Origin of the sequence: Nitrospirillum amazonense (assembly GCF_007828045.1) — a bacterium.
Classification (GTDB): domain Bacteria; phylum Pseudomonadota; class Alphaproteobacteria; order Azospirillales; family Azospirillaceae; genus Nitrospirillum; species Nitrospirillum amazonense_C.
On record NZ_VITN01000017.1, the window covers coordinates 107869 to 129440 of the forward strand.

The 21572-nt window shown below is 66.3% G+C and carries 25 protein-coding genes; 1 reads left to right on the forward strand and 24 read right to left on the reverse strand.

Annotated elements, in window-relative coordinates:
- The 19 genes from FBZ89_RS22375 to parA all read right to left on the reverse strand — a co-directional run bounded on the left by FBZ89_RS22375 (position 1) and on the right by parA (position 17152).
- Complete coding sequence (locus FBZ89_RS22375; RefSeq protein WP_145752324.1) at positions 1-1185, reverse strand: TraB/TrbI/VirB10 family type IV secretion system protein; 1185 nt, start codon at positions 1183-1185, stop codon at positions 1-3.
- On the reverse strand, positions 1182-2162 hold the full coding sequence (gene trbG, locus FBZ89_RS22380) for a P-type conjugative transfer protein TrbG (RefSeq protein WP_145752325.1): 981 nt from the start codon (positions 2160-2162) through the stop codon (positions 1182-1184). The genes FBZ89_RS22375 and trbG overlap by 4 nt, the downstream gene beginning before the upstream one ends.
- On the reverse strand, positions 2159-2848 hold the full coding sequence (gene trbF / locus FBZ89_RS22385; protein ID WP_045811397.1) for a conjugal transfer protein TrbF: 690 nt from the start codon (positions 2846-2848) through the stop codon (positions 2159-2161). The genes trbG and trbF overlap by 4 nt, the downstream gene beginning before the upstream one ends.
- Positions 2845-4206 carry a P-type conjugative transfer protein TrbL gene (trbL, locus tag FBZ89_RS22390; protein ID WP_145752327.1) on the reverse strand — a complete coding sequence of 454 codons (1362 nt, stop codon included), beginning with the start codon at positions 4204-4206 and terminating at the stop codon, positions 2845-2847. The genes trbF and trbL overlap by 4 nt, the downstream gene beginning before the upstream one ends.
- 3 nt (positions 4207-4209) lie before the next feature.
- Positions 4210-4494, reverse strand: coding sequence for a putative entry exclusion protein TrbK-alt (gene trbK-alt, locus FBZ89_RS22395; protein WP_145752329.1), 285 nt, complete (start codon positions 4492-4494; stop codon positions 4210-4212).
- Between the two features lie 10 nt (positions 4495-4504).
- Positions 4505-5284 carry a P-type conjugative transfer protein TrbJ gene (gene trbJ, locus FBZ89_RS22400; RefSeq protein ID WP_186457512.1) on the reverse strand — a complete coding sequence of 260 codons (780 nt, stop codon included), beginning with the start codon at positions 5282-5284 and terminating at the stop codon, positions 4505-4507.
- 5 nt (positions 5285-5289) lie between these two features.
- The gene (gene trbE / locus FBZ89_RS22405) at positions 5290-7740 is read right to left on the reverse strand and encodes a conjugal transfer protein TrbE (RefSeq protein ID WP_145752332.1); all 2451 of its coding nucleotides are present in this window, start codon (positions 7738-7740) and stop codon (positions 5290-5292) included.
- Between the two features lie 14 nt (positions 7741-7754).
- A complete protein-coding gene (locus FBZ89_RS22410; protein WP_047821004.1) occupies positions 7755-8036 on the reverse strand; it encodes a VirB3 family type IV secretion system protein in 282 nt (93 codons plus the stop codon).
- Positions 8036-8353, reverse strand: coding sequence for a TrbC/VirB2 family type IV secretion system protein (locus tag FBZ89_RS22415; RefSeq protein WP_425465974.1), 318 nt, complete (start codon positions 8351-8353; stop codon positions 8036-8038). The genes FBZ89_RS22410 and FBZ89_RS22415 overlap by 1 nt, the downstream gene beginning before the upstream one ends.
- Before the next feature lie 11 nt (positions 8354-8364).
- Positions 8365-9348 carry a P-type conjugative transfer ATPase TrbB gene (gene trbB, locus FBZ89_RS22420; protein ID WP_097140466.1) on the reverse strand — a complete coding sequence of 328 codons (984 nt, stop codon included), beginning with the start codon at positions 9346-9348 and terminating at the stop codon, positions 8365-8367.
- 170 nt (positions 9349-9518) lie between these two features.
- Complete coding sequence (locus FBZ89_RS22425; protein ID WP_145752334.1) at positions 9519-9968, reverse strand: CopG family transcriptional regulator; 450 nt, start codon at positions 9966-9968, stop codon at positions 9519-9521.
- 4 nt (positions 9969-9972) lie between these two features.
- Entirely contained in the window at positions 9973-11964 is a 1992-nt protein-coding gene (locus FBZ89_RS22430) for a conjugal transfer protein TraG (protein ID WP_145752335.1), read from the reverse strand.
- 26 nt (positions 11965-11990) lie between these two features.
- On the reverse strand, positions 11991-13730 hold the full coding sequence (locus FBZ89_RS22435; RefSeq protein ID WP_145752337.1) for a relaxase/mobilization nuclease domain-containing protein: 1740 nt from the start codon (positions 13728-13730) through the stop codon (positions 11991-11993).
- A 243-nt stretch (positions 13731-13973) separates the two neighbouring features.
- Complete coding sequence (locus tag FBZ89_RS22440) at positions 13974-14771, reverse strand: lytic transglycosylase domain-containing protein (protein ID WP_145752339.1); 798 nt, start codon at positions 14769-14771, stop codon at positions 13974-13976.
- 3 nt (positions 14772-14774) lie between these two features.
- Entirely contained in the window at positions 14775-15212 is a 438-nt protein-coding gene (locus FBZ89_RS22445; protein ID WP_425465973.1) for a DUF736 domain-containing protein, read from the reverse strand.
- On the reverse strand, positions 15191-15736 hold the full coding sequence (locus tag FBZ89_RS22450; protein ID WP_145752341.1) for a S26 family signal peptidase: 546 nt from the start codon (positions 15734-15736) through the stop codon (positions 15191-15193). The genes FBZ89_RS22445 and FBZ89_RS22450 overlap by 22 nt, the downstream gene beginning before the upstream one ends.
- Positions 15733-16254, reverse strand: coding sequence for a DUF2840 domain-containing protein (locus FBZ89_RS22455; protein ID WP_097140455.1), 522 nt, complete (start codon positions 16252-16254; stop codon positions 15733-15735). The genes FBZ89_RS22450 and FBZ89_RS22455 overlap by 4 nt, the downstream gene beginning before the upstream one ends.
- Entirely contained in the window at positions 16251-16502 is a 252-nt protein-coding gene (locus tag FBZ89_RS22460; RefSeq protein ID WP_145752342.1) for a hypothetical protein, read from the reverse strand. The genes FBZ89_RS22455 and FBZ89_RS22460 overlap by 4 nt, the downstream gene beginning before the upstream one ends.
- Positions 16499-17152, reverse strand: a complete 654-nt coding sequence (gene parA / locus FBZ89_RS22465; protein ID WP_145752344.1) for a ParA family partition ATPase — start codon at positions 17150-17152, stop codon at positions 16499-16501. Before parA ends, FBZ89_RS22460 begins: the two co-directional genes overlap by 4 nt.
- A gap of 308 nt (positions 17153-17460) precedes the next feature.
- On the opposite strand from parA, the gene FBZ89_RS22475 reads away from it, so the two are divergent.
- The gene (locus FBZ89_RS22475) at positions 17461-18507 is read left to right on the forward strand and encodes an IS110 family RNA-guided transposase (RefSeq protein WP_145752346.1); all 1047 of its coding nucleotides are present in this window, start codon (positions 17461-17463) and stop codon (positions 18505-18507) included.
- A 244-nt stretch (positions 18508-18751) separates the two neighbouring features.
- On the opposite strand, the gene FBZ89_RS22480 is transcribed toward FBZ89_RS22475, so the two are convergent.
- The 5 genes from FBZ89_RS22480 to FBZ89_RS22500 all read right to left on the reverse strand — a co-directional run bounded on the left by FBZ89_RS22480 (position 18752) and on the right by FBZ89_RS22500 (position 21503).
- Positions 18752-19915, reverse strand: coding sequence for a replication initiator protein A (locus tag FBZ89_RS22480; RefSeq protein ID WP_246172463.1), 1164 nt, complete (start codon positions 19913-19915; stop codon positions 18752-18754).
- Between the two features lie 18 nt (positions 19916-19933).
- The gene (locus tag FBZ89_RS22485; RefSeq protein WP_012110094.1) at positions 19934-20215 is read right to left on the reverse strand and encodes a helix-turn-helix transcriptional regulator; all 282 of its coding nucleotides are present in this window, start codon (positions 20213-20215) and stop codon (positions 19934-19936) included.
- 136 nt (positions 20216-20351) lie between these two features.
- Positions 20352-20879 (reverse strand): DUF2285 domain-containing protein, encoded by a 528-nt coding sequence (locus tag FBZ89_RS22490; protein WP_232093329.1) that lies wholly within the window; start codon positions 20877-20879, stop codon positions 20352-20354.
- A complete protein-coding gene (locus FBZ89_RS32075) occupies positions 20773-21114 on the reverse strand; it encodes a transcriptional regulator domain-containing protein (protein WP_145752350.1) in 342 nt (113 codons plus the stop codon). The genes FBZ89_RS22490 and FBZ89_RS32075 overlap by 107 nt, the downstream gene beginning before the upstream one ends.
- Before the next feature lie 128 nt (positions 21115-21242).
- Entirely contained in the window at positions 21243-21503 is a 261-nt protein-coding gene (locus FBZ89_RS22500) for a DNA -binding domain-containing protein (protein WP_047167743.1), read from the reverse strand.
- Positions 21504-21572: the final 69 nt, after the last annotated feature.

Consider the following 21572-nt stretch of genomic DNA (forward strand, 5'->3'; position numbering starts at 1 on the left):
TCAGCCTCCGTAAGGTTCGAGGACGAGATCGCGGGTGACGATCACGCGGACAGGGAAGCCGGGCCGGATCGTCAGTGTCGGGGCGACGTTGAGCTGGCGCCGAACGATCTGCTGACCGGCATCATTGATCGTGTCCTGGCCCCCATTGCGGATGGCGCGCAGGAGCCGGTCCTGGTCATCGATGGCAAGCTCGGACCCGACTGACAGAAGCGTCGAGAGCCCCGCCGCTTTGGCGAGATCCCACCAATGGTAATCGACGCCGTCTTCCAGACCGGCATAGCCCTGGGTATCGGCTCCGGGCTGGCGTTCTAGCACAATGGACCGGCCGTTCGGGAGGATGAGCCTGTTCCAGACGAGAAGCACGCGGCTCTGCCCGTATTGGACGCTATTGTCGTACTGGCCGATGATCCGGGTGCCCTGTGGGATGACGAGGATGCGGCCGGTCGGGCTATCGTAGATGTTCTCCGTCACCTGCGCGGTGATTTGTCCAGGCAGATCGGAGCGGATGCCGGTGATGAGGGCGGCCGAGATGACCGCGCCCGCCTGGAGAACATAGGGCGATGCTGGCGCCATGATGCGGTCGGCTGCAATGGTGCGGCGGTCGACGGGAGCATTGAGGAACGCGAGTTGTCGATCTTGAGGCGTCTCGGCACCTGGTTGTGTGCCAGCTCCCACGCCGGCAAATCCCGGCACATTCGGGCCAGCGGTCGCCGACGTTGCGGCCGGACCGGCCTGGAAAAACACGCGGCTGGTGCGGGCGGCCTCCAATTCGGCGAGGCGACGTTGTTCCTCGGGATCAGGCCCCGGCGCCGCCATGGCGGGCGGCACGACAGGATGACCCTGATTTTGCGCGCTGACGATCGGGCGGCCGAGGTCTCCAGGTAGCGCCGGGCCGAGGACCGGGCCGGTGTAATCGCGGGGCAGGCCGGCCAGGCCGTCGGCCGTGGTGCGGTTGTCGGTCGAATAGAGTTCGTCGGCGCTCTTGCCGGGATCACGGGTCTGGAGCGCGTAGATCAGAGAGCCGCCGATACCGACGAGGGCAACCGCGGCGACGCCGGCGAGTACTTTGCGCGACAGCCGGGTGACACGCGGAGGTTCCGCCCGCAGGCGCATGGACGATGACGTATCGACGGCGGGCGTCGATTGGTCCAGCGGTTCGGCATTGTCGTGGTCGGTGTCGCTCATGATGCAGGTTTCCCATCGGTTCGCACGATCCTGACGGTCTGCTGCTGCTTGCCGCTGCCGAGGCGCAGTTCGGCGGCTCCGAAGATGCGGTCCACGATCAGGATGTTTTGGTAGATGCGGCTGTTGACGAGCAGCGGCTCGCCGTCGGTGCCGAGGACGAAGATCGGCGGCATCTCGCCTTGAGCGATGCCGCGTGGAAATTCGACATACACACGCCTGCCGTCGTCATAGACGGCGACCGGCCGCCAGGGCGGCGTGTCGCCGGTGAGTCCGTAGCGGTAGTGACGCGCGGCGGCAGCGGGAATGATAGGCGTCGCAGGGACCGTTCCGCGTTGCGATGCCGGTAGCGCGGGATAAGCCCATGCAACGGCCGGCATATAGGGTTTCGCCTCCGCCCTCAGCTCGAGCATGTAGATGCGGCGGTCGGTCGTGATGACCAGGTTCGTGGTGATGTCGGGGCGCGTCGGTTTGATGAGGATGTGGACGCGGCGCGAGAGGCCGGAACCGCTTTCGGTATCACCGATGATCCAGCGGGCGGTGTCACCGGCGGCGATTGGACCTGCGCCGGTCAGGCTTTCGCCCGGTTCGAGCGCGATGTTGGTGATCTGGCCAGGCGCGGCATAGACTTGGTAAAGCGCGCCTTCGCTCCAGGGATAGATCTGTATGGCGTTATAATAGCCCTCGCGTCGCGGTTCGACACGCGCCGCAGCATTGGCGTTTTCCACGCGGCCGCTCGGCGTATTCGCGGCGGTTCCACCATGCGCGACTGTCCAGGCAGGAGGCGTGTGCAGCGGACGCGGCGGCTGTTCCGTGACCGGCGTCGGCACGGCTGGGAGCGGCGGCACGTCACTGTCGTAGCTGATGGTGGGTGGTTTGAAGGTCGCGCAGCCCGCCAGCATCGTTGCCGAGAGCAGCATCATCGCCAAAGCGGATTTACGGAAAGCCGGAGAGCCGGACATGCGCAGAGATGTGCTCATTGGGACATCTCCCGCGACCAGTTGATTGCGTTGATGTAGATGCCGAGCGGATTGGCGCGCAGCCGGTCTGCGTCGCGCGGCGTCTGGATGACGATGGTGAGGATGGCGGTCCATCGCTCCGTGCCCGCGAGCTGGCCATTCTCGTAACGCTTCTCGGTCCAGGCCACGCGGAAGGAATCCGCCGATGCGCGGATAACGCTCGAAACCTCGACGGCGATCTGCTGTTTGCCGACCTTGGTGAAGGGATCGTTGGTGCGGGCATAGTCGTTGAGCGCGCCGGCGCCGCGATCCGTGGTCCAGTCATAGGCGCGCAGCCAGTTCTGGCGCACGATGATCGGATCGGCCGGGATACTTCTGACCTGCTCGATGAAGCGGGCAAGATGCCAGGCCACCTGCGGATCGGTCGGCCGGTAGTCGGCCGACGCCGGTGCAACGGACTGCGCTTGGCCGAGTCGATCGACCTGCACCACCCAGGGAACGACGGTGCCGCGCGCCGACTGCCAGACCAGCGCGGCGGCGAAGCCGGCCGACAGGAACAGCGAGCCGAATGCCATGATGCGCCAGTTCCTGGCCTGGACGCGGGCCGAACCGATGCGATCGTCCCAGACCTGCGCGGCGCGCTGATAGGGTGTTTCGGGTTCGGGCGATTTCCCATAGTGGGCGGCGGGTCGTTTGAAGAGGCTCATGAGCGGTTACTTTCGGAGAGATTGATGGAAGAGCCGCCGCCATGGCTGTCGCCGGATTTGACGGCGTGCGCTGCGAGGGTGGCTCCGTGGCTGAGGGACTGATGGCGCTTCATGCGCTTGGCCCAATCGGGCGGACCGTCGCGGGGCGTTGCGGCGGCGGCTTCGCCTGCGGAGCCTGAGCCGGGTATCGTGCTCATAGTCGAGGAGCCGCCCGTCGCCCCGAAGCCTGCCTTCGCACCTTCGGAGAAGCTGGACTTGACGCCTTCGGCGGCGCGCGCCGTCGCGCGTTTTAGGGGCGACACGGCGGCTGCTCCGGCCGCGCGGGCGACGCCGCCGAGACCAGAGACGACACCGGCTGCGCCGGACTGGCCGAGCGAGCCGACGCTGTAGGCCGCGGCGGCTCCGCCTGCCGCCGCCGCACCGCCCCGCACGGCGGCGGCGCCGCCGGACATCGCGGCCGCTCCTCCCTTCAGGGCAAGGCCTGCCGCGCCACCAGCTGCAAGTGCCGCACCGCCGACGGCCAGCCCGGTGCCAACCGCCGCACCGGCGCCGAGTTGTGGTCCGCCGCTGACAAGACCGGCAGCAATGCCGGGGCCGAAGATGCCGAGCCCGAGCAGGGATAGCGCGGCAAGGACAATCGCCATGGCGTCGTCGATGGTGGGCGTTGCGCCGCCGAAGCCGGCCGTAAACTGGCTGAACAGCGTTGAGCCGATACCGATGATGACGGCGAGCACCAGCACCTTGATGCCGGATGAGACGACATTGCCCAGCACGCGCTCGGCCATGAAGGCAGTTTTGCCGAACAGGCCGAACGGGATGAGGACGAAGCCGGCCAGCGTCGTCAGCTTGAATTCGATCAGGGTAACGAAGAGCTGGATCGCGAGGATGAAGAAGGCGAGCAGCACCAGCGCCCAGGCGAACAGCAGGCAGGCGATCTGGATGAAATTCTCGAAGAACGCGATCCAGCCCATCAGGTCGGAGATGGATTCGAGCAAGGGGCGCGCGGCGTCGAGCCCGGTCTGCGCGACCTTGCCGGGTCGCATCAGATCCTGTGCGGTGAAGCTGGTGCCGGAAGCCTTGAGGCCGAGGCCAGCGAACGAGTCGAAGACGATCTTGGCGAGGTTGTTCCAGTTGCCGATGAGATAGGCGAAGACGCCGACGAAGAGCGTCTTTTTCACCAGCCGGGCGATAATGTCGTCTTCCGCGCCCCAGCTCCAGAACAGCGCGGCAAGCGTCACATCGATGACGATCAGCGTTGTGGCGATGAACGCGACCTCGCCGCCCAGCAGTCCGAACCCGCTGTTGATGTAGGAGGTGAAGACCCCGAGGAAATTGTCGATGACACCTGCGCCGCCCATGGTTCACCGTCCTTCTGTGGTCGGGACGGCAGGCGCCGGGGGGCGGCTGAGGAAGCGATCGCGGCTCTCGGCCCAGACGCGCATGCAGTCGGTATTGCTCGCCGCCGCCTGGCCAAGCTGCTGGCACCGGCGCTGCCCTTCGCGGAGCGCATCGCGCTTGGGTTCGACAGCGTGGACGCGCTCCATTTCAGGGGCCGCGTCCTTCCGGGTCATCTCGATCGCCGTCGCCGTGACGGCGAACGATACGAAAACGATGGCGCCCAACCGGGCCAGCATCTTGCCGTCCATGGCCGCGACCTCAGTTGCCGTTGCCGAACATCTGCGCGTTGCCGGGCTGATAGCCCGCGCCCGGCGTAAGGAAGCGGCGGCGCTGCTCCCGGCCCTGATCGGCCGCCGCCGCGCGCTCCGCGTCAGTCAGCGCCGTGGCCCGGCCGTTGGCAGAGATCAGCGCGATCAGGTCGGAGAGCTGCTGCGATTGCAGCGCGAGAAGCTGATTGCCGGCCTGTGTCGCCTGCAACGCACCTTGCGCGCCCTGGCTCTGGCTGACGAGGTTCGACATCTGCGTGCGATTGCTGTCGATATTGCCGACGACGCCGGCCTGAATGCGCATGGCGTCCTGCAAACCGCCGACGGTGTTCTGCCAGCGCGAGCGAGCGTCGGTGATGAGCTTGGCGTCCGAGGACGACAGTGAGGCGCTGCCATACTGCTGCTGGAACATCCGATCGACGTTCTGAACGTCGAAGGCGATGTTCTGCGCCTGGCTGAGGAGCTGCTGAGTGCGCTGGACGTTCTGCTGAATCTGCTGGAGCGCCGAGTACGGCAGATTCGCCAGATTCTTAGCCTGGTTGATGAGGCTCTGCGCCTCGTTCTGAAGCGAGCGGATCTGGTTGTTGATCTGCTCGAGGGAACGCGCCGCCGTCAGGACGTTCTGGGCGTAGTTGGTAGGGTCATAGACGATACCGCCGAAACCGAATTGCGCGTGCGCTGGCGCGGTGAGCACCGGCGATGCGGCGAGCGGTATCGCCAGGATGAAGGCCGCGAGCGACAGCGCGCGCGGGTGTGAACGAAGCGTATTCATGGTCATTACTCCTTCTCGGACTGCTGGGGGGTGAGGTTCGTGAGATCAGGGATGAGGTCTGCGGCCCACTCGGCGCCGCGCAGGCGCAGCCAGGCGGCGAGAAAGCCCTCGCGGCCATGCTCGGCGACGGTGCGCGCGATCTCGGACTGGTCGGTCTTGGAGGAGGTGGCGGCGAGCGCGAGGCCGACTTCGGAAAGGCCCAACTCGAACAGGCGATTGCCGCGCCGCGACTGGCAGTAATAGTCGCGCTTGGGCGTGGCCCGCGCGAGGATTTCGATCTGGCGGTCGTTGAGACCGAAGCGCCGATAGATCTCCGTGATCTGCGGCTCGATCGCGCGTTCGTTCGGCAGGAGGAGCCTTGTCGGGCAGCTCTCGATGATGGCCGGGGCGATGTTGCTGTTGTCGATGTCGGACAGCGACTGCGTGGCGAAGATGACGCTGGCGTTTTTCTTGCGCAGCGTCTTCAGCCACTCGCGCAATTGCCCGGAGAAGGCATCGTCGTCGAGTGCGAGCCAGCCCTCGTCGATGATGAGCAGCGTCGGCGAGCCGTCGAGACGGTCGCCGATGCGATGGAAGAGATAGGCGAGGACGGCGGGTGCCGCGCCAGTCCCGACCAGTCCCTCGATCTCGAACGCCTGCACCGATGCCGAGCCGAGATGTTCGGCCTCGGCGTCGAGTAGCCGCCCATAGGGGCCACCCACGCAATACGGTCGCAGCGCCTGCTTCAGGTCGTTCGATTGGAGCAACACCGTGAGGCCGGTGATCGTGCGTTCCTCGACCGGTGCCGATGCCAGCGAGGTCAGCGCCGACCAGAGGTGCTCCTTCACCTCGGGAGTGATCGCGATGCCTTCGCGGATCAGGATGGCGACGATCCAGTCGGCCGCCCAGGCGCGTTCGGGTGTGTCGTGAATGCGGGCGAGCGGTTGCAGCGAGACCGAGGAGTCCACGCCCTCGGTGAGATCGCCGCCGAGATCGTGCCAATCACCGCCCATGGCGAGCGCGGCGGCGCGGATCGAACCGCCGAAGTCGAAGGCGAAGACCTGGGCACCGGCGTAGCGCCGGAACTGCAAGGCCATGACGGCGAGAAGCACCGATTTGCCGGCGCCGGTCGGGCCGACGACGAGCGTGTGACCGACATCGCCGACATGAAGAGAAAACCGGAACGGGGTCGAGCCCTCGGTCTTGCCGAACAGCAAGGGGGGCGCTCCGAAATGCTCGTCCCGTTCCGGCCCCGCCCACACCGCCGAGAGCGGGATCAAGTGGGCGAGATTCAGCGTCGAGATCGGGGGCTGGCGCACGTTGGCGTAAACATGTCCCGGCAATGAGCCCAGCCAGGCATCGACGGCATTGATCGTTTCAGTCATGGCCGTGAAGTCGCGGCCCTGGATGACTTTCTCGGCGAGGCGAAGCTTCTCGTCGGCAATTCGGGGATCGTTGTCCCATACCGCGATCGTCGCGGTGACATAGGATTGGCCGGCGTAGTCAGCGCCGAGTTCCTGAAGGGCGAGATCGGCGTCTGCCGCCTTGTTCGAGGCGTCGGTATCGACCAGCGCGGACGCCTCGTTGGTCAGCACCTCTTTCAGGATCGCGGCGATGCTTTTGCGCTTCGCGAACCATTGGCGGCGGATTTTGGTCAGCAGCTTGGTCGCGTCGGTCTTGTCGAGCAGGATGGCGCGCGTCGACCAGCGATAGGGGAAGGCGAGCCGATTGAGATCGTCGAGGATGCCGGGTGTGGTCGCGGTTGGGAAACCGACAATGGTGAGAACGCGCAGATGCGCCGTTCCGAGACGCGGCTCCAGGCCGCCGGTGAGCGGTTGGTCGGCGAGCAGCGCGTCGAGATAGACCGGCGTTTCGGGCACGCGGACGCGGTGCCGTTTGGTCGAGACGGTCGAATGGAGATAGGTCAGCGTCTCGCTGCTATCGAGCCACTGGCATTCCGGCATAAAGCCGTCGAGCAGCGCCAGCACGCGATCGGTGCGGTCGACAAAGGTGTTCAGGATTTCCTTCGGATCGATGCCAGCGCGTTCGCGGCCCTCATAGAGCCAGGCTTCGGTGCGCGCGGCGTCCTCGGCCGGCGGCAGATAGGTGATGGTGAGATAGTAGCCGGAGACGTAATGCGAGCCGGCTTCCTCGAAATCGGCTTTGCGCTCGGCATCGAGGAGCGCTGCGGCTGCGTCGGGAAACAGGTCTGCCGGATAGATCGACGCCTCGTGCCGCTGCGCCTCGACGAAGATGGCCCAACCCGATCCGAGACGGCGGAAAGCGTTGTTGAGCCGCCCGGCGACGGCGACCAGTTCGGCAGCGACCGCGGAGTCCAGATCAGGGCCGCGGAAACGGGCCGTGCGCTGAAAGCTGCCGTCCTTGTTGAGCACGACTCCCTCGGCGACGAGCGCGACCCAGGGCAGATAGTCAGCGAGGCGGGTTGCGGTGCGGCGATATTCGGCAAGATTCATCATGGCGATGCGCCTCCTCAGACGGACAGATGAGCGGGGATGCGCAGGTGGCGGCGGCCGACCTCGACGAAGAGCGGATCGCGCTTTGCAGCCCACACGGCTGCGATATGGCCAACGGCCCAGATCAGCAGACCGACGAGCCAGAGGCGCAGGCCGAGGCCCACGGCTCCGGCCAGCGTGCCGTTCAGGATGGCGAGCGCGCGCGGTGCGCCGCCGAGCAGAATGTGCTCTGTCAGCGCCCGGTGAACCGGGACGGTGAAACCCGGCACCGCGTCGAGTTGTTCGAACGCCGCCGCCATCAGACGAGCGCCCCGCCGCCGAATGAGAAGAACGACAGGAAGAAGCTCGACGCCGCAAAAGCGATGCTGAGGCCGAAGACGATCTGGATCAGCTTCCGGAAGCCGCCGGACGTGTCACCGAACGCCAGCGCCAAGCCAGTGGCGATAATGATGATGACCGCGACGATCTTGGCGACCGGCCCTTCGATGGATTCGAGAATTTTCTGGAGCGGTGCTTCCCACGGCATGGACGAGCCGGAGGCATGGGCGGCGGGAACGAGGACGAGGTTGATGTAGGTGAAGGCGGCGGCCGTCGCGGCATAGCGGCGAACGCGCATCGTGGTGCGGATCATGTTGGGGCTCCTGTGCGGTCAAGGGTTGCGGGGGTGATGGCGTAGTCACCGTCCGGGCCGAGCCCTTCGACACGGGCGAGTTCGGCGAGCCGGCGCGCGGAGCCGCGGCCGGAGAGGACGGCAACAAGATCGATGGTCTCGGCGATCAGGGCGCGCGGGACCGTGACGACGGCCTCCTGGATGAGTTGCTCAAGGCGGCGCAGCGCGCCGATGCCGCTCCCGGCGTGGATCGTGCCGATGCCGCCGGGGTGGCCGGTTCCCCATGCTTTCAGGAGATCGAGAGCTTCAGAGCCGCGCACCTCGCCGATGGGAATGCGATCGGGGCGCAGGCGTAGCGAAGAGCGAACCAGCTCCGAGAGCGTGGCCACTCCATCCTTGGTCCGCATGGCGACAAGATTGGGCGCGGCGCACTGAAGCTCGCGGGTATCCTCGATGATGACGACGCGATCCGCCGTCTTGGCGACCTCGGCCAGAAGCGCATTGGTCAGCGTGGTTTTGCCGGTGGAAGTGCCGCCCGCGACAAGGATATTGGCGCGCGCCATCACGGCTGCGCGTAGCGTCGCCGCCTGGTCGGCGAACATGATTCCGGCGGCTACATAATCGTCGAGCGTGAAGATCGCGACGGCGGGCTTGCGGATGGCGAAGGCCGGTGCGGCGACAACGGGCGGCAGCAAGCCCTCGAACCGCTCTCCCGTCTCAGGAAGCTCGGCGGAGACTCGCGGGCTGCGCGGATGCACCTCGACGCCGACATGGTGAGCGACCAGCCGCACGATGCGTTCGCCATCGGCGGGCGACAGCGTCTCACCCGTATCGGCCAACCCTTCAGAGAGGCGATCTACCCAGAGACGGCCGTCCGGGTTCAGCATGATTTCGACGACGGCCGGGTCTTCGAGAAAATGGGTGATGGTCGAGCCGAGCGCGGTGCGAAGCATACGCGCACCGCGCGCGAACGCCTCCGGCTTCTGGCTGGTTGTGGTCATTTCGGCCCCGCTTTCTGACGGGGCTGAAAAAGACGGTCCCCGGATCGGGGTGATTAAAAGAGCCGCGAATTGAGCCGATTCAACAAGTATCGACCGTCGTAGCAGCGTGGCGTGCAAATACAGGAGAACGGCGGTCGGGCGATGCTATTGATCCACGCGCGCGTTGACGCCTATGGATCGCTCTCTGTCGCGTTGGGCGGCGACTCGCCGACATCTTCAACGATCTCTTGCCGAAGTTTCGGTCCCTGGGCCAAGCGCCGTCCAAGGGCCGCGATGAACGCCTCGTAGCGCTTCCCGACCATGGCGCGCGCTGCCTGGGCTGCGGGCTCGGGCAGCGCCGGCGTCGTGTTGAGCCAGAACCGGATGAATACGGCCATGGTCTCGACGGAGATCCCGATGTCGCGCTCCATGCGGTTGAGACGGCGATCGATCTGGTCGAGGCGTTTGGCGACCACGGCTTCCCGCCGCTCCGCGTCGTCTGGCGACAGGAAGGACGCGATGGCGGCCTCTGCGATCAGGGAGAGCGGTTGTTCGCGTCGGCCTGCATAGTCCGATAGTGTCGCCATGATGTCGGGGTCGAGATATACGGAAATCGGCATCTTCTTCTTGCGTCCGGGCATGGTGCTACAGCTCCATGCCGTCATTGGGATCGAGCGAGACCTGGCGGGCAACGCCGCGCATGACGCGGGTCAGCCGCTGGTTGCGCGCGGCGTCGTCCTCTGTGTCGTCAGGCAAATCGATCTCAAACTCATTGTCGATCGGCGCCTTCTTTTCGATGGGGTTTACCCGGTTGAGTTCGGGCTGATGCCGACGCTCGGACTCGGTGGAATCCTCTTCGTTGTCACCGCTCGTCGTTGGCGCAGTGTTTTCAGCCATGTCCGGGCGCGCGGGGATCGGCAGCTTGCTCCAATCGTCGGGCCGACCTTCAGCAGGCCGCGCCAGTCCCGGCGGTGACATGATGCGTTCCTTGAAGCGGGCATCTTCATAGTAGCGCGCCTTCTTCGCCCGGATCGGCGGCGTCCCGGCGACCATGACGATCTCGTCGGTCGGCGGGAGCTGCATGATCTCGCCTGGTGTCAGGAGCTGTCGCGCGGTCTCCGAGCGCGATACCATCAAATGGCCGAGCCAGGGCGAGAGCCGATGCCCGGCGTAATTCTTCATCGCCTTCATCTCGGTCGCGGTTCCGAGCGCGTCGCTGACCCGCTTCGCGGTCCTTTCGTCGTTCGTCGCAAAGGAAACGCGCACATGGCAGTTGTCGAGGATCGAATTGTTCGGGCCGTAAGCCTTCTCGATCTGGTTCAGCGATTGCGCGATCAGAAAGCTCTTGAGGCCGTAGCCCGCCATGAAGGCCAGCGCGGACTCGAAGAAATCGAGGCGGCCGAGGGCGGGAAACTCGTCGAGCATGAGCAGCAGGCGATGCCGCCCGACCTTTGCTTGCAGATCCTCGGTGAGACGGCGGCCGACCTGATTGAGAATCAGGCGTATCAGCGGCTTGGTGCGGTTGATGTCGGACGGCGGCACGACGAGGTAGAGCGTGGTCGGGAGCTTACCGCCCACCATGTCGCTGATCCGCCAGTCGCAGCGCCGCGTCACCTCGGCGACGACAGGATCGCGGTAGAGGCCGAGAAACGACATGGCGGTGGAGAGCACGCCCGAGCGTTCGTTGTCCGACTTGTTGAGCAGCTCGCGCGCGGCGCTGGCGATGACGGGGTGCGGCCCTGCCTCGCCGAGGTGGCTGGTCTTCATCATCGCGGCAAGCGTCGACTCGATCGGGCGCTTCGGATCGGACAGGAAAGCGGCGACGCCGGCCAATGTCTTGTCGTCCTCGGCGTAGAGCACATGCAGGATGGCGCCGACCAGCAGGGCATGACTGGTCTTCTCCCAATGGTTCCGCTTTTCGAGCGAGCCTTCGGGATCGACCAGGATGTCGGCGATGTTCTGAACGTCGCGGACTTCCCATTCGCCGCGGCGCACCTCGAGCAGCGGATTGTAGGCCGACGATTTGGGGTTGGTCGGGTCGAACAGCAGAACGCGGCCATGCCGGGCGCGAAAACCGGCGGTGAGCTGCCAGTTTTCCCCTTTGATGTCGTGGACGATGGCCGAGCCCGGCCAGGTCAACAGGGACGGCACGACCAGGCCGACGCCCTTGCCCGATCGGGTCGGGGCGAAGCAAAGCACATGCTCGGGGCCGTCATGACGGAGATAGTCGCGGTCATACCGGCCGAGCACGACACCGTCGGGACTGAGCAGGCCCGCGGCTTTCACCTCGTCCTTTCCGGCCCAGCGGGCGGAGCCGTAGGTCGCCGCGCTTTTTGCTTCGCGGGCGCGCCAGACCGACATGCCGATGGCGACGGCTATGGCGATGAAGCCGCCCGACGCCGAGATCATCCCGCCCTTGGCGAAGACCTTCGGCGCGTAAGCGTCGTAGAAATACCACCACCAGAAGAACGCCGGCGGATAGTAGATCGGTAGGCCGAACAGGGAAAACCAGGGCGCGCCGAGCTGCGCCTGAAAGCCGAGGCTCCATGCGACATATTGCGTCGCCGCCCAGGTGGTGAGCAGCACGATGAGGAAGACGACGGCGATCTGGCCCCACAGGATTTTGGTCGCGGACATTGCTGCGGTCCTTTCTTCTTAGGTGATTAGAGGCCGAGCCCCCGCTTGCGGCCGAAGCTCCAGTCGACACCGCCATCGCCGCGGGCGACCCCGGAGACGTGTTTGCCGAGCTGGCTTTCGAGGGACGGCGACCAGGGCACGAGCTGGAAGCCGAGGCCGTCATCGATCATCGCGAAGCGGCCGGATGCGAGCGTCATGCGCTGGCGATAGGTGCCGGCGACATATTCGCCATTGCCGGCCGCTTTGAACGGCTGGCCTGTCTCCTTCGCGAGCCGGTCGGCAACGGCGTCGACCTCGCGGCGCCGAAGCGTCTCGATCAGGTTGCGGCTGAAGATGACGCGGCGGCCTTGCTGCTCGGCGAGACCTTCGTGGACCAGATGCTCCGCCCGTTGTCGCATCGCGTGCCGTACCTCGGCGCCGAAGCCGCCCTCCGACATGGCGACGGGTTCGCGGGCGATGGACTGCCGGTCGAGCCAGGTCGCGCCCGAGGCGTTCACCTGATGCTGGAGATCGAGATCGGAGCGGGCGGCGAGCGCGACGCGGCGTTCGCCGCGAGCATCTTCGAACGTGCGCAGCTCGACGATCGAGCCCGGCGCGCTGTCCCCCGCCGCATCGAGATGCGGCAGGCGGATGTGGTGGGTCCGGCCATCGACGCCGTCGACCACGGCATAGGCCGTTCCCTTCAGCTCGTCATCGAGGCCGCGCTCGACCAGACGGCCGATGACCGGCACATCGAGGCTTTCCCCTGCCAGGACGTAGTTGCCCGAGCCGCGGTCGATACCGCGTTCGGTGAGCGCGCGGTGCATGCGCTTGATGATGTCGCCGCGTTCGCCGAGCTGGCGCAGCGTCACCTCAGCCTGATCGTCGATCATCCACTGGCCAGGTCCGACTTCACTGGCGAGGCCGAGGGCTGCGAGTTTGCGCAGGCGGCCCACCTTCTCGACGGCGTAGGCGTCGGGCTGGCGGCCGATCTCCGGGGCGACATCGATGACGCCGGTCTTTCCAGCGTCGCGGACAAGCTGCCGATCAAGCTGTGTCCAGCGCTCCGCCTCGATCTGGCGTTCGAGCGTGCGGCGAATATCGAGATCCGTGCGCGGGCCAAGCTCTTGTGTGATGAGGTCACGCGCGCGATCGCGCATGCCCTCCTTGATGTAGTCGCGCGAGATCACGAGGTCCTGGCCGTCGTCGCGGACGCCGCGCACGATCAGATGGACGTGAGGATGCTCGGTGTTCCAGTGATCGACCGCGACCCAATCGAGCCGCGTGTCCAGGTCCCTTTCCATCTGGCCGACTAGATCGCGGGTGAAGGACTTGAGGTCCGACATCTCCACGGCGTCGTCCGGTGAAACGATGAAGCGGAAATGATGGCGATCATCCTCGCATCGCCCGGCGAAGGCGCGGCCATCAGCTTCCTCCGTTCCCGGCCCGAACAGCCGGGCCTTTTCTCCGTCACGGGTCACGCCATCGCGGCGAAGATAATCGAGATGCGTGCCGAGCGGCGCGGTGCGGCCGGAGTGCCGCACGACGCGGGCCTTGATGACTGCGCCGCGCGTGCGCGCAGTGATGAGGCGGTTCGCCTGGATGCTGGCGCGCTGGCCGCGGCCGAAGCGCGAGCGATTGGCGGCAACGACGCGCCCGGAGCGCGAGACGCCGCCGCCCGCCTTCTTCGCCGCCGCCAGCGCCTGCGCGATGAAGGGCCGAGCCGACTGCGCGCGGGTTGACCGGATGCGTCCAGGCCGAACACGAAACTCGTGGTCATCGGCCATGACGCAAGCCCGCAATGTGCGAAAAATCGCGCTGATACAGGCAATTGGGCGTCAGGCGCACATTGCCGATAAGCACGGCAATGTGCGGAGCGCGCCAAAATATCCTGCAAAAACAACCGCCCGACCGCCGCGCAATGTGCGGCCTTTTATCCTGCCATCGTGCGGTTGTTGTGCCTGCCTCTCCCCCTTGTGCCCTCCATGTCACGCCGAAATGCGACAGAGTGCGAAGGATACTTCCGCAGCTCATCGGGGCGTCCCCCCGTCAGAGCGAGCGACCACGATCGGGGCGTTCGAGTCTTCGGCGGTATCGGGAGTGCGCGCCGCGACGGAGGAGCGGCTGTCGCTCGACCGCGCGTTTTCCGATGGCGATGTTGCCGAACGAGCGTCGGCGGAACGCACGACGAAGAGCGGCGCCTCCCGCCAATCCGGCGGCGGTGGCGGCGCAACCGATGGCGCGCTCGCCGGCGATGGCGCGCTCGCCGGCGATGGTGCGCCTAGCTGCGGAGCCAGCAGCGCGATGTAGGCCCGCGTTTCGGCGGGCAGGGCGCGGCCGGTCTGGACGTATTCGTCGTAGCGGCCAGGCCCCGCATTGTAGGCCCCCAGCATTGCGGGGATCGTGCGATAGCGGTCGAACATTTCGCGCAGGTAGGCAGCGCCTGCGAGTATGTTGTCGCGCGGATCGTAGGGATCACGCCCGAGCCCATAGCGCACGCGAAGCGCGGCCCAGGTATCGGGCATGACCTGCATCAACCCCAGCGCGCCGGCCGACGATACCGCGCGCACATCGCCGGCGCTTTCGGCGCGTTTGACGGCGACGATCCAGTGTTCGGGAATGCCGAACCGCTGCGAGGCTTCGGTGACGAAGGCGGCGTGCGGATCGCCAGCGACCGTGCGCGCTGCCGACACAGAATGGGCAAGAGCGGCGTCCGTTGCGCCCGCTGCGAGGGCCAGGCCGGAAAGGAGAAGGAAGGCCACGCGCCGGACGGTGTAATGCCGCCCGCGCGCATCCCGATGGCTCATCGCTGGACGGGGACCGGACATCGGTCAGTCCTTCCCGGCGCGGTCGCGCGAGCGCGACCAGTGCAGCGACCAGGCGTTTCCGGCGTCATCGTCGCGGAACAGATTGGCGCGGATCGGCTGCGGCAGCGCAGGGTCGTCGATCAGTACGGCAACGTATTCGCCCGCGCGCTCGCCGGTGCGTTTCCAGCCCGCGCCGATTTCCGGACCGGCTTCGGCTTTGCCATCGTCGCTGGCGTGAACGCGGTAATCCGGCGCGTTCTCGGCATCGGAGGGCTCTGCCGGCACGATGACGACATCGCGGAAGAGCGTGAACGTCTCCAGCTTGCCGGCGAAACCCGTGTCCTGGCGCGTGAATTGACCAATCTGAGGCATGATGACTTCCTTTGCGGCGACGTTGGGAAAGCCATCGGTGGGCGCCGCCCCCGCCGATGGCGAGGTGTTCATCGCGTCGGTGCGCGCCATTCGAAGCGGCCCGTTCCGTCCTCGTCGGTCCACAGCGGGACGGCGCGGCCGATGATCTGGTCAGTGGAGGTCAGGCCGAAATAGCGACCGTCCAGGCTGTCGCGGACCTGCCAGTTCATGAGGAAGACTTCGCCGGTCGGGATACGGCGGCAGCCCTGCCAGACCGGGAGGTCGCGCCCGGCGCGATCACGCGGCAGCGCATCGCCCATCTCGAGGCCGTCGATCGTGACGGAGAGGTTCGAGCGGCAAACGGTCTGCCCGGAAACGCCGAGGATGCGCTTCAGCAGCGGGACGTCTTTGGGAAGATAGCCGCGTTCGGCCATGAAGGTCGCGAGCGGCTCGGGCGCATCGACGGCAACGAGATCGGTGATGTCGAACGGGCCATCGACGTCGATCGTGTAGAAGCCGATGGGGGCGCTCGCCGATGCGTTCCACAGGAACTTGATCGGCATCGGGGTGAGCGCCGGATAGCTGATGCCCGTGGTCGCGAGAGCCATGACGAGGAAGAGACCGGCGCGCGTCACGACCGCGTCCTCCGGCGCAGGAGGAAGGCGCGATGCTGGTCGAGCGTATAGGGGCGCGGCTGATGTCCAGCCGCCATCCGATTGTGGACGTGACGCCAGTGTTCCGGCGAAACGGCGTCCGCCTCGATGTCGATCGCTTCAATGGCATCGACGTGGCGCAGCACGTCTTCGACCTTCGGCCATCCGTCGATCCTGAGCAGGATTTCACCGCCCGGCCGGACAAAGGGCAGCGTTTGGTAGGGCTCTCCGGGCTCGACCGCGCGCACGATGTCGATGCGCGAGATGATCGTGCCGAAGTCGTTGGCCGCCCATCGCACGAACGCGAATACGGTGTTTGGACGGAAGGAGACGACACGCCGGCGGCGGTCGAGGATCTGCTCATGCGCCTCACGGCCGAACCTGATCCAGTATTCGATCTTCTTCTCGATCCACGTCAGTTCGACGTGGGTCATGCTGTCATGGGGGAGCGCTGACGGCAGCGGGCCGCCGCGCATGCGTGGAGCCGCAGTGCCGGTCATGTGGGGTCTCCTGGTGTCGAGGGGAATTCACGCGCGAGCAGCTCGCGCAGCATGTCGGCGACGGTGACGCCGCGCCCGAACGCGGCGATCTTGATCCGGCCGCGCAGTTCGGGCGTCACATCGATGGTGAGCCTGGCGGTGAAGGCAGCGACGTCAGCGGCGCGTGGTGCGTCGTCCGCAGCCTTGATCCATTGGTCGGGATCGGCGGGGCGTGCGGCGAAGCCACGACGAGGGGATCGTTCGTTCATTGTGCGCCCCCGTCGATCCGCAGACGCAGGAGTTCATCGGCGAAGGCCGCGATCTCGCGCGCGGCCGATGTCGCAGCGTCGAGTTCGGCGACCAGGCGGCCGGTCTGCGCGGCGGCGGCGAAGGCGATACGTTGGCCGATGGTGGTGGCGAGCAACGGTGGATCGTGATCGGCCAGGGTCTCGGCGGTCTCGCGGGCCAGGACGGTGCGCGCACCGCAGCGATTGAGCACGAAGCGGGCGACCAGTTCCGGGCGATAGACGCGGGCTTCGCGGAGCAGCGTCAGCATCTCGGCCGATGCCCAGCCGTCGAGCGGCGACGGCTGCACCGGGATCAGCACGAGGTCGGCGGCGAGCAGCGCCGAGCGCATGAGGGCTGCGACACGCGGCGGGCCGTCGATGACGACGTGGTCGACATCGCGGGCCAGTTCCGGCGCTTCGCGGTGGAGCGTGTCGCGCGCCAGGCCGACGATGCCGAACCGGCGCGGCAGGCCCTCATGGCTGCGCTGCTCAGACCAGTCGAGGGCCGAGCCCTGTGGGTCCGCGTCGATCAGCGTGACGCGCTGACCGCGCCCGGCGAGTTCGCCGGCAAGGTTGAGCGCCAGCGTTGTCTTGCCAACACCGCCTTTCTGGTTGAGGAACGCGACGATCATCGCGCACCTCCAGGCGGATCGAGGAGCGGAAGCTGATCGGGGGAAGCCGGTTCGCTCTCTTTCCGGCTCGTCTGAGCTGCTGGAGCACCCTTGAGCGGTGATTTCCCGGCGGCGCGGAGGTTCGCTGCGGCGGTGCGGATGAGGTTTTCCACATCGCGCGCGCGCTCTTCAAAGTTAGATTCTTGGTTAGCCGGGGTACTGACCTGTGCCCTCTCGCCAAGGTGGTGGCTGTGGCGATGATGCCGTCTGGAAGCGATCGTAGGAGGCGGTGCGCGGTGCGTCGCCGGGATCGGCGACGGAGGCGCGAAATGGACTACTACGCGGGACTGGACGTGTCGCTGGAGGCGACGAGCGTGTGCGTGGTGAACGGTGACGGCAAGGTCGTCCGGGAAGGGAAGCTGCCGAGCGATCCCGACGCGATCGAGCTGTTCCTGGCCGAGTGGGGCGTGCAGTTGAAGCGCGTCGGCCTGGAGGCCTTCTCGTTCAGCGCATGGCTGCATGCCGCGCTCGACGAGAAGGGGCTGCCGGTGACCTGCATCGAGACGCGCCACACCAAGGCGGCGCTGGCCGCGATGATCAACAAGACCGACCGCAACGACGCGCGGGGCATCGCGCAGCTCATGCGCACGGGCTGGTTCCGGGCGGTGCATGTCAAGTCGCGCGAGGCGCAGGCGCTGCGTATGCTGCTCGGCGGGCGCAAGGCGCTGCTCGGCAAGGTGCTCGACATGGAGAACATGATCCGCGGCCTGATCCGGCCGTTCGGGCTGAAGGTCGGGACGGTCTCGACCGGGCGCTTCGAGGCGCGGGTGCGCGAGCTGCTGGCCGGCGCGGACGATCTCGAGCGGATCGTCGAGCCGCTGCTGGTCGCCCGCGCCGCCATGCGGCTCCAGTTCGCCCGGCTGCACCGGCTGGCGCTGGCGGCGGCGCGCAACGACCAAGCGGTGAAGCGGATGATGACGGTGCCGGGTGTCGGCGCGATCGTGGCGCTGACCTTCCGGGCCACCGTCGACGATCCCGGCCGCTTCCGGAAATCCATGACCGTCGGCGCCCACTTCGGGTTGACGCCGCGACGCTACCAGTCGGGCGAGACCGACCGGTCGGGGCGGATCTCCAAATGCGGCGACGACCTGACGCGGGCCATGCTCTACGAGGCGGCGATCGCGATCCTCACGCGCATCCCCAAAAGCTTCAAGCTGCGGCTGTGGGGGCTGCGGCTCCTGAAGAAGAAGGGGCTGAAGAAGGCCGCAACGGCGGTCGCGCGCGCCCTGGCCGTGCTGCTGCACAAAATCTGGGTCGATGGATCGACCTTCCGATACGGCGTCGGCCTGCGGGGCGGCCGGATCGCCCGCGCGTGATGGCGGCGTAGGCGATCCGGCCGGACCCTTCCGGCGCGTCACCGGGTTCCGCCACGGCGGAGCGGCGTCTCCCGAGGAGACGGGGACACGGGCGAGATCGAAATTAGAGTTGCCGGCGGCCTTCGGGCCTGATCGCACGGCGCTTGTTAGCCTGACCGCCTGGTCTCCAGATCCCGGAATGTGGCGGACACCATGCCGACCACGGATATTAGCGAGTGCTCCTCGGAGAGACATGAGCCGCACCTCAGCGTGACGATGATGGACGGGGACGGCCGCAGCGGCGGCAAACGGCGGCGCTCGCGCGTCCTGGCGGGCGAGCGGCGGCGTCTTCGCAGGCAAGAGCGGCTTTACGGATCAGTCCGCCGATGGCAGACTGAAAAGAAGACGCATTGTCTCCACAGTTCACTGACTCACAACAACAAGTTAGAGTCAGTATATTAGACTCTAAGTTAAGGGCGCGAATCCGCCCACGATTTCCAGACGTTAAGGCCGGACTGGGTTCCTGATGGCACGAGCCTCGGGTTCCCGATGGCACGATAGGTCGGGTTCCCGATAGCACGAGGCCGCCCACAGGTTTTCCACAGGCGGCCAGTGGCTCGAAAGCCAGCAGCGTGCGCCCGCCGATTTCCACTTCGAGCGACAGGACGTAGCCGGGCAGTGGTTGGCGCCGCACGATGTCGCGCAGTTCGAAGGCGAAGCGCTTGAACGGCGACAGGCTGCCGGATTTGAGGTGGAGGTGGCGCAGGTCGAAACGCCAGCCGCCGCGCTGACGGCCGCCGTGTTTGCGCACGAGGCGGTAGAGCCAGCGATCGAGGCCGCCGGTGAGATCGAAATAGGCCGGATCGATGGTGAGGATGAGCGCGTCATCGAGGACGGCCTTGTAGAACCAGTCGGGGACGATCAGCTCGATGCCATCCGGTCGTCCTTGGCGATCCGTGCGCTCCTGCCACTCGTTTATCCACGAGAAGCGGTGACGGCGGCCTTCGGCGGGCTGGCGGATCGACGTCGAGATGGTGGTCGATTGCAGCCGGTCGAGTGCGGCCTTGAGCCGCTGATAGTCGCGCATGGATGTGCCGCGCCCGACATAGGTGAGGATCTCATAGGGTGTCGCCGCCATCAGACGCGAGGTGCGCAGGCCCGCGTCGCGGGCCTCGACGATCTGGCTGGCGGCCCAGATCAGGATGTCGGCGTCCCAGATCGTGGCCATGCCATGATCGGGAACGGCCTCTACCCGGATGGAGACGCCGCCCGCCGAAAAGTCGATCGGCGCTATGCGGTGTGATTTCGAGAGGGAGAAGAAGGGATAGGCCATGAGATCCTGCGCGTCTCGTGGCGCGAAGTCGCCGGGAAGCGCGCGAAACAGGTCGAGCTGCCCACGCTCCGAAGGGTCACGACGACGCACCACCATGAAAGGGACCAGCCACGATCAGCGTGCGTATCGGCCGGCGATCTGGCCGGTCGGTAGCGTCTGGCGCTTTGCGGGAAGCACGGAGCCGCGCGGATCGGACGTCGAGGTCACGGCGCCGCGCTCGGCCCAGGTCTCCAGATCGTCGACCGAATAGACGACGCGCCCGCCGAGTTTGTGATAGGCCGGACCAGTGCCGTAGGTGCGATGCTTTTCCAGGGTGCGCGCGGACAGGCTGAGAAATTCAGCGGCTTCCTTGGTCCGCAGGTAGCGTGGCGGGAGCGCGGCGGTATCGGGTCGCATTGGGCGGGCCTCCGTGGGGTTGCTGGGGGCCGCTGGCGATCAGCGGCTGACAGCGACAACGGTGGCGGAGAACCTCCGGCGGGATGGATGGGGGACTTGGGATGGCTAAATTCCCCACCCCTGTCGGTGGCGCCGGCTAGGTGCGCCGACGATGCCGAAGCAGGTGCAGATAGCCGCCATCGATGAGGGCCAATCCGGCTTCGGCGAAGGCGATCACGGCATCCCGCAGCGGCGAGGTCTTCCAAGGATCGGTATCGATGCGCGCCGCGCCATAGATTGCGATCGCGATGTCGCGATAGGTCGCGCCGTTCATGCGGCCGTCAGCAGCACGAAGTTTGAGGCGAAAGCGACGGCGCTGCTCGGCGGTCATGCGCGTGTCGCGCAATGGCGGACGCTGGAGCCAGGCGCGCGCGAGGCGTGTCAGCGCATCAATGCGATCGAGGATGTCGTCATCGATGGGGACGACCGCCGCAAGCTGGTCGTGTGCGGATATGCCGGGTAGGAAGAGTAGCTGGAGGTCGTGCTCGGGAAGACCGGCATAGGCTCCTTCAGGGCCATCACGGCCCGCAGCGAACCTGTCGGCGAGGCTGTTTGAGCTGGACGGCAGAAAGTTCGGCCGTGCTGTCAGAAAGAGGACGGCGGGATCGCTCTGCGGCGACCACACCACCTGTTGCTGTAGGGCAGAACGACCTGGTCTTGCAGGGAAATCGCAACCCCCAGCGCTGCTGCCTGTCGTCAGGTAGCGGCTGAGTCTCGGTGCCAGCATCGACCAGTCTGGCGTAATCGTCCTGATAAGGGCGGTATCTGCGAAGGCACTCCCAGGCGAGACCTTCGATCGGCAGTGTATCGAAGAAATCGTAGCTGCGGTCGTCTCGCCAGTTCGATGTATCGGGCCTCATCGCATCAACTCTCCCGCGTGCTGCGCGTAAGTCGAGCGTGTGATTTTTCGTGGCGCGACGAGGGTGTTGGAAGCCCGGAGGAGGGCATTGCGTGATGTCGAAAGGGCATCACGCAGGTTCGCAGCCTCTCAGCGGTGAGCCGGTCGCAGGAGATGCCGATAGCCGGTGTGTGTCATCCAGCGGGCGCGTTCGAGATGGCTGTCATGGATGCGTCGGCAGCGTTCGGGTTCACGGGCGGGATCGAGGTCGAACAACACCCGCACGGCTTCCTCCCAATGCGCGCCGTCAGCGGCCGCATCCAGCAAGCGCATGTATAGTTTGGCGTGCGACTTGTCGTAATCGGTGAGATCTTGCCCCGATGGCGCGAGGTCCTGGAATGGTGCGGTCATGGTGCAGACTCGGCGAATATGCGGTGCCTGTCTATTATCCATGTTTGATCCGAAATGGAGGCAGTGCGA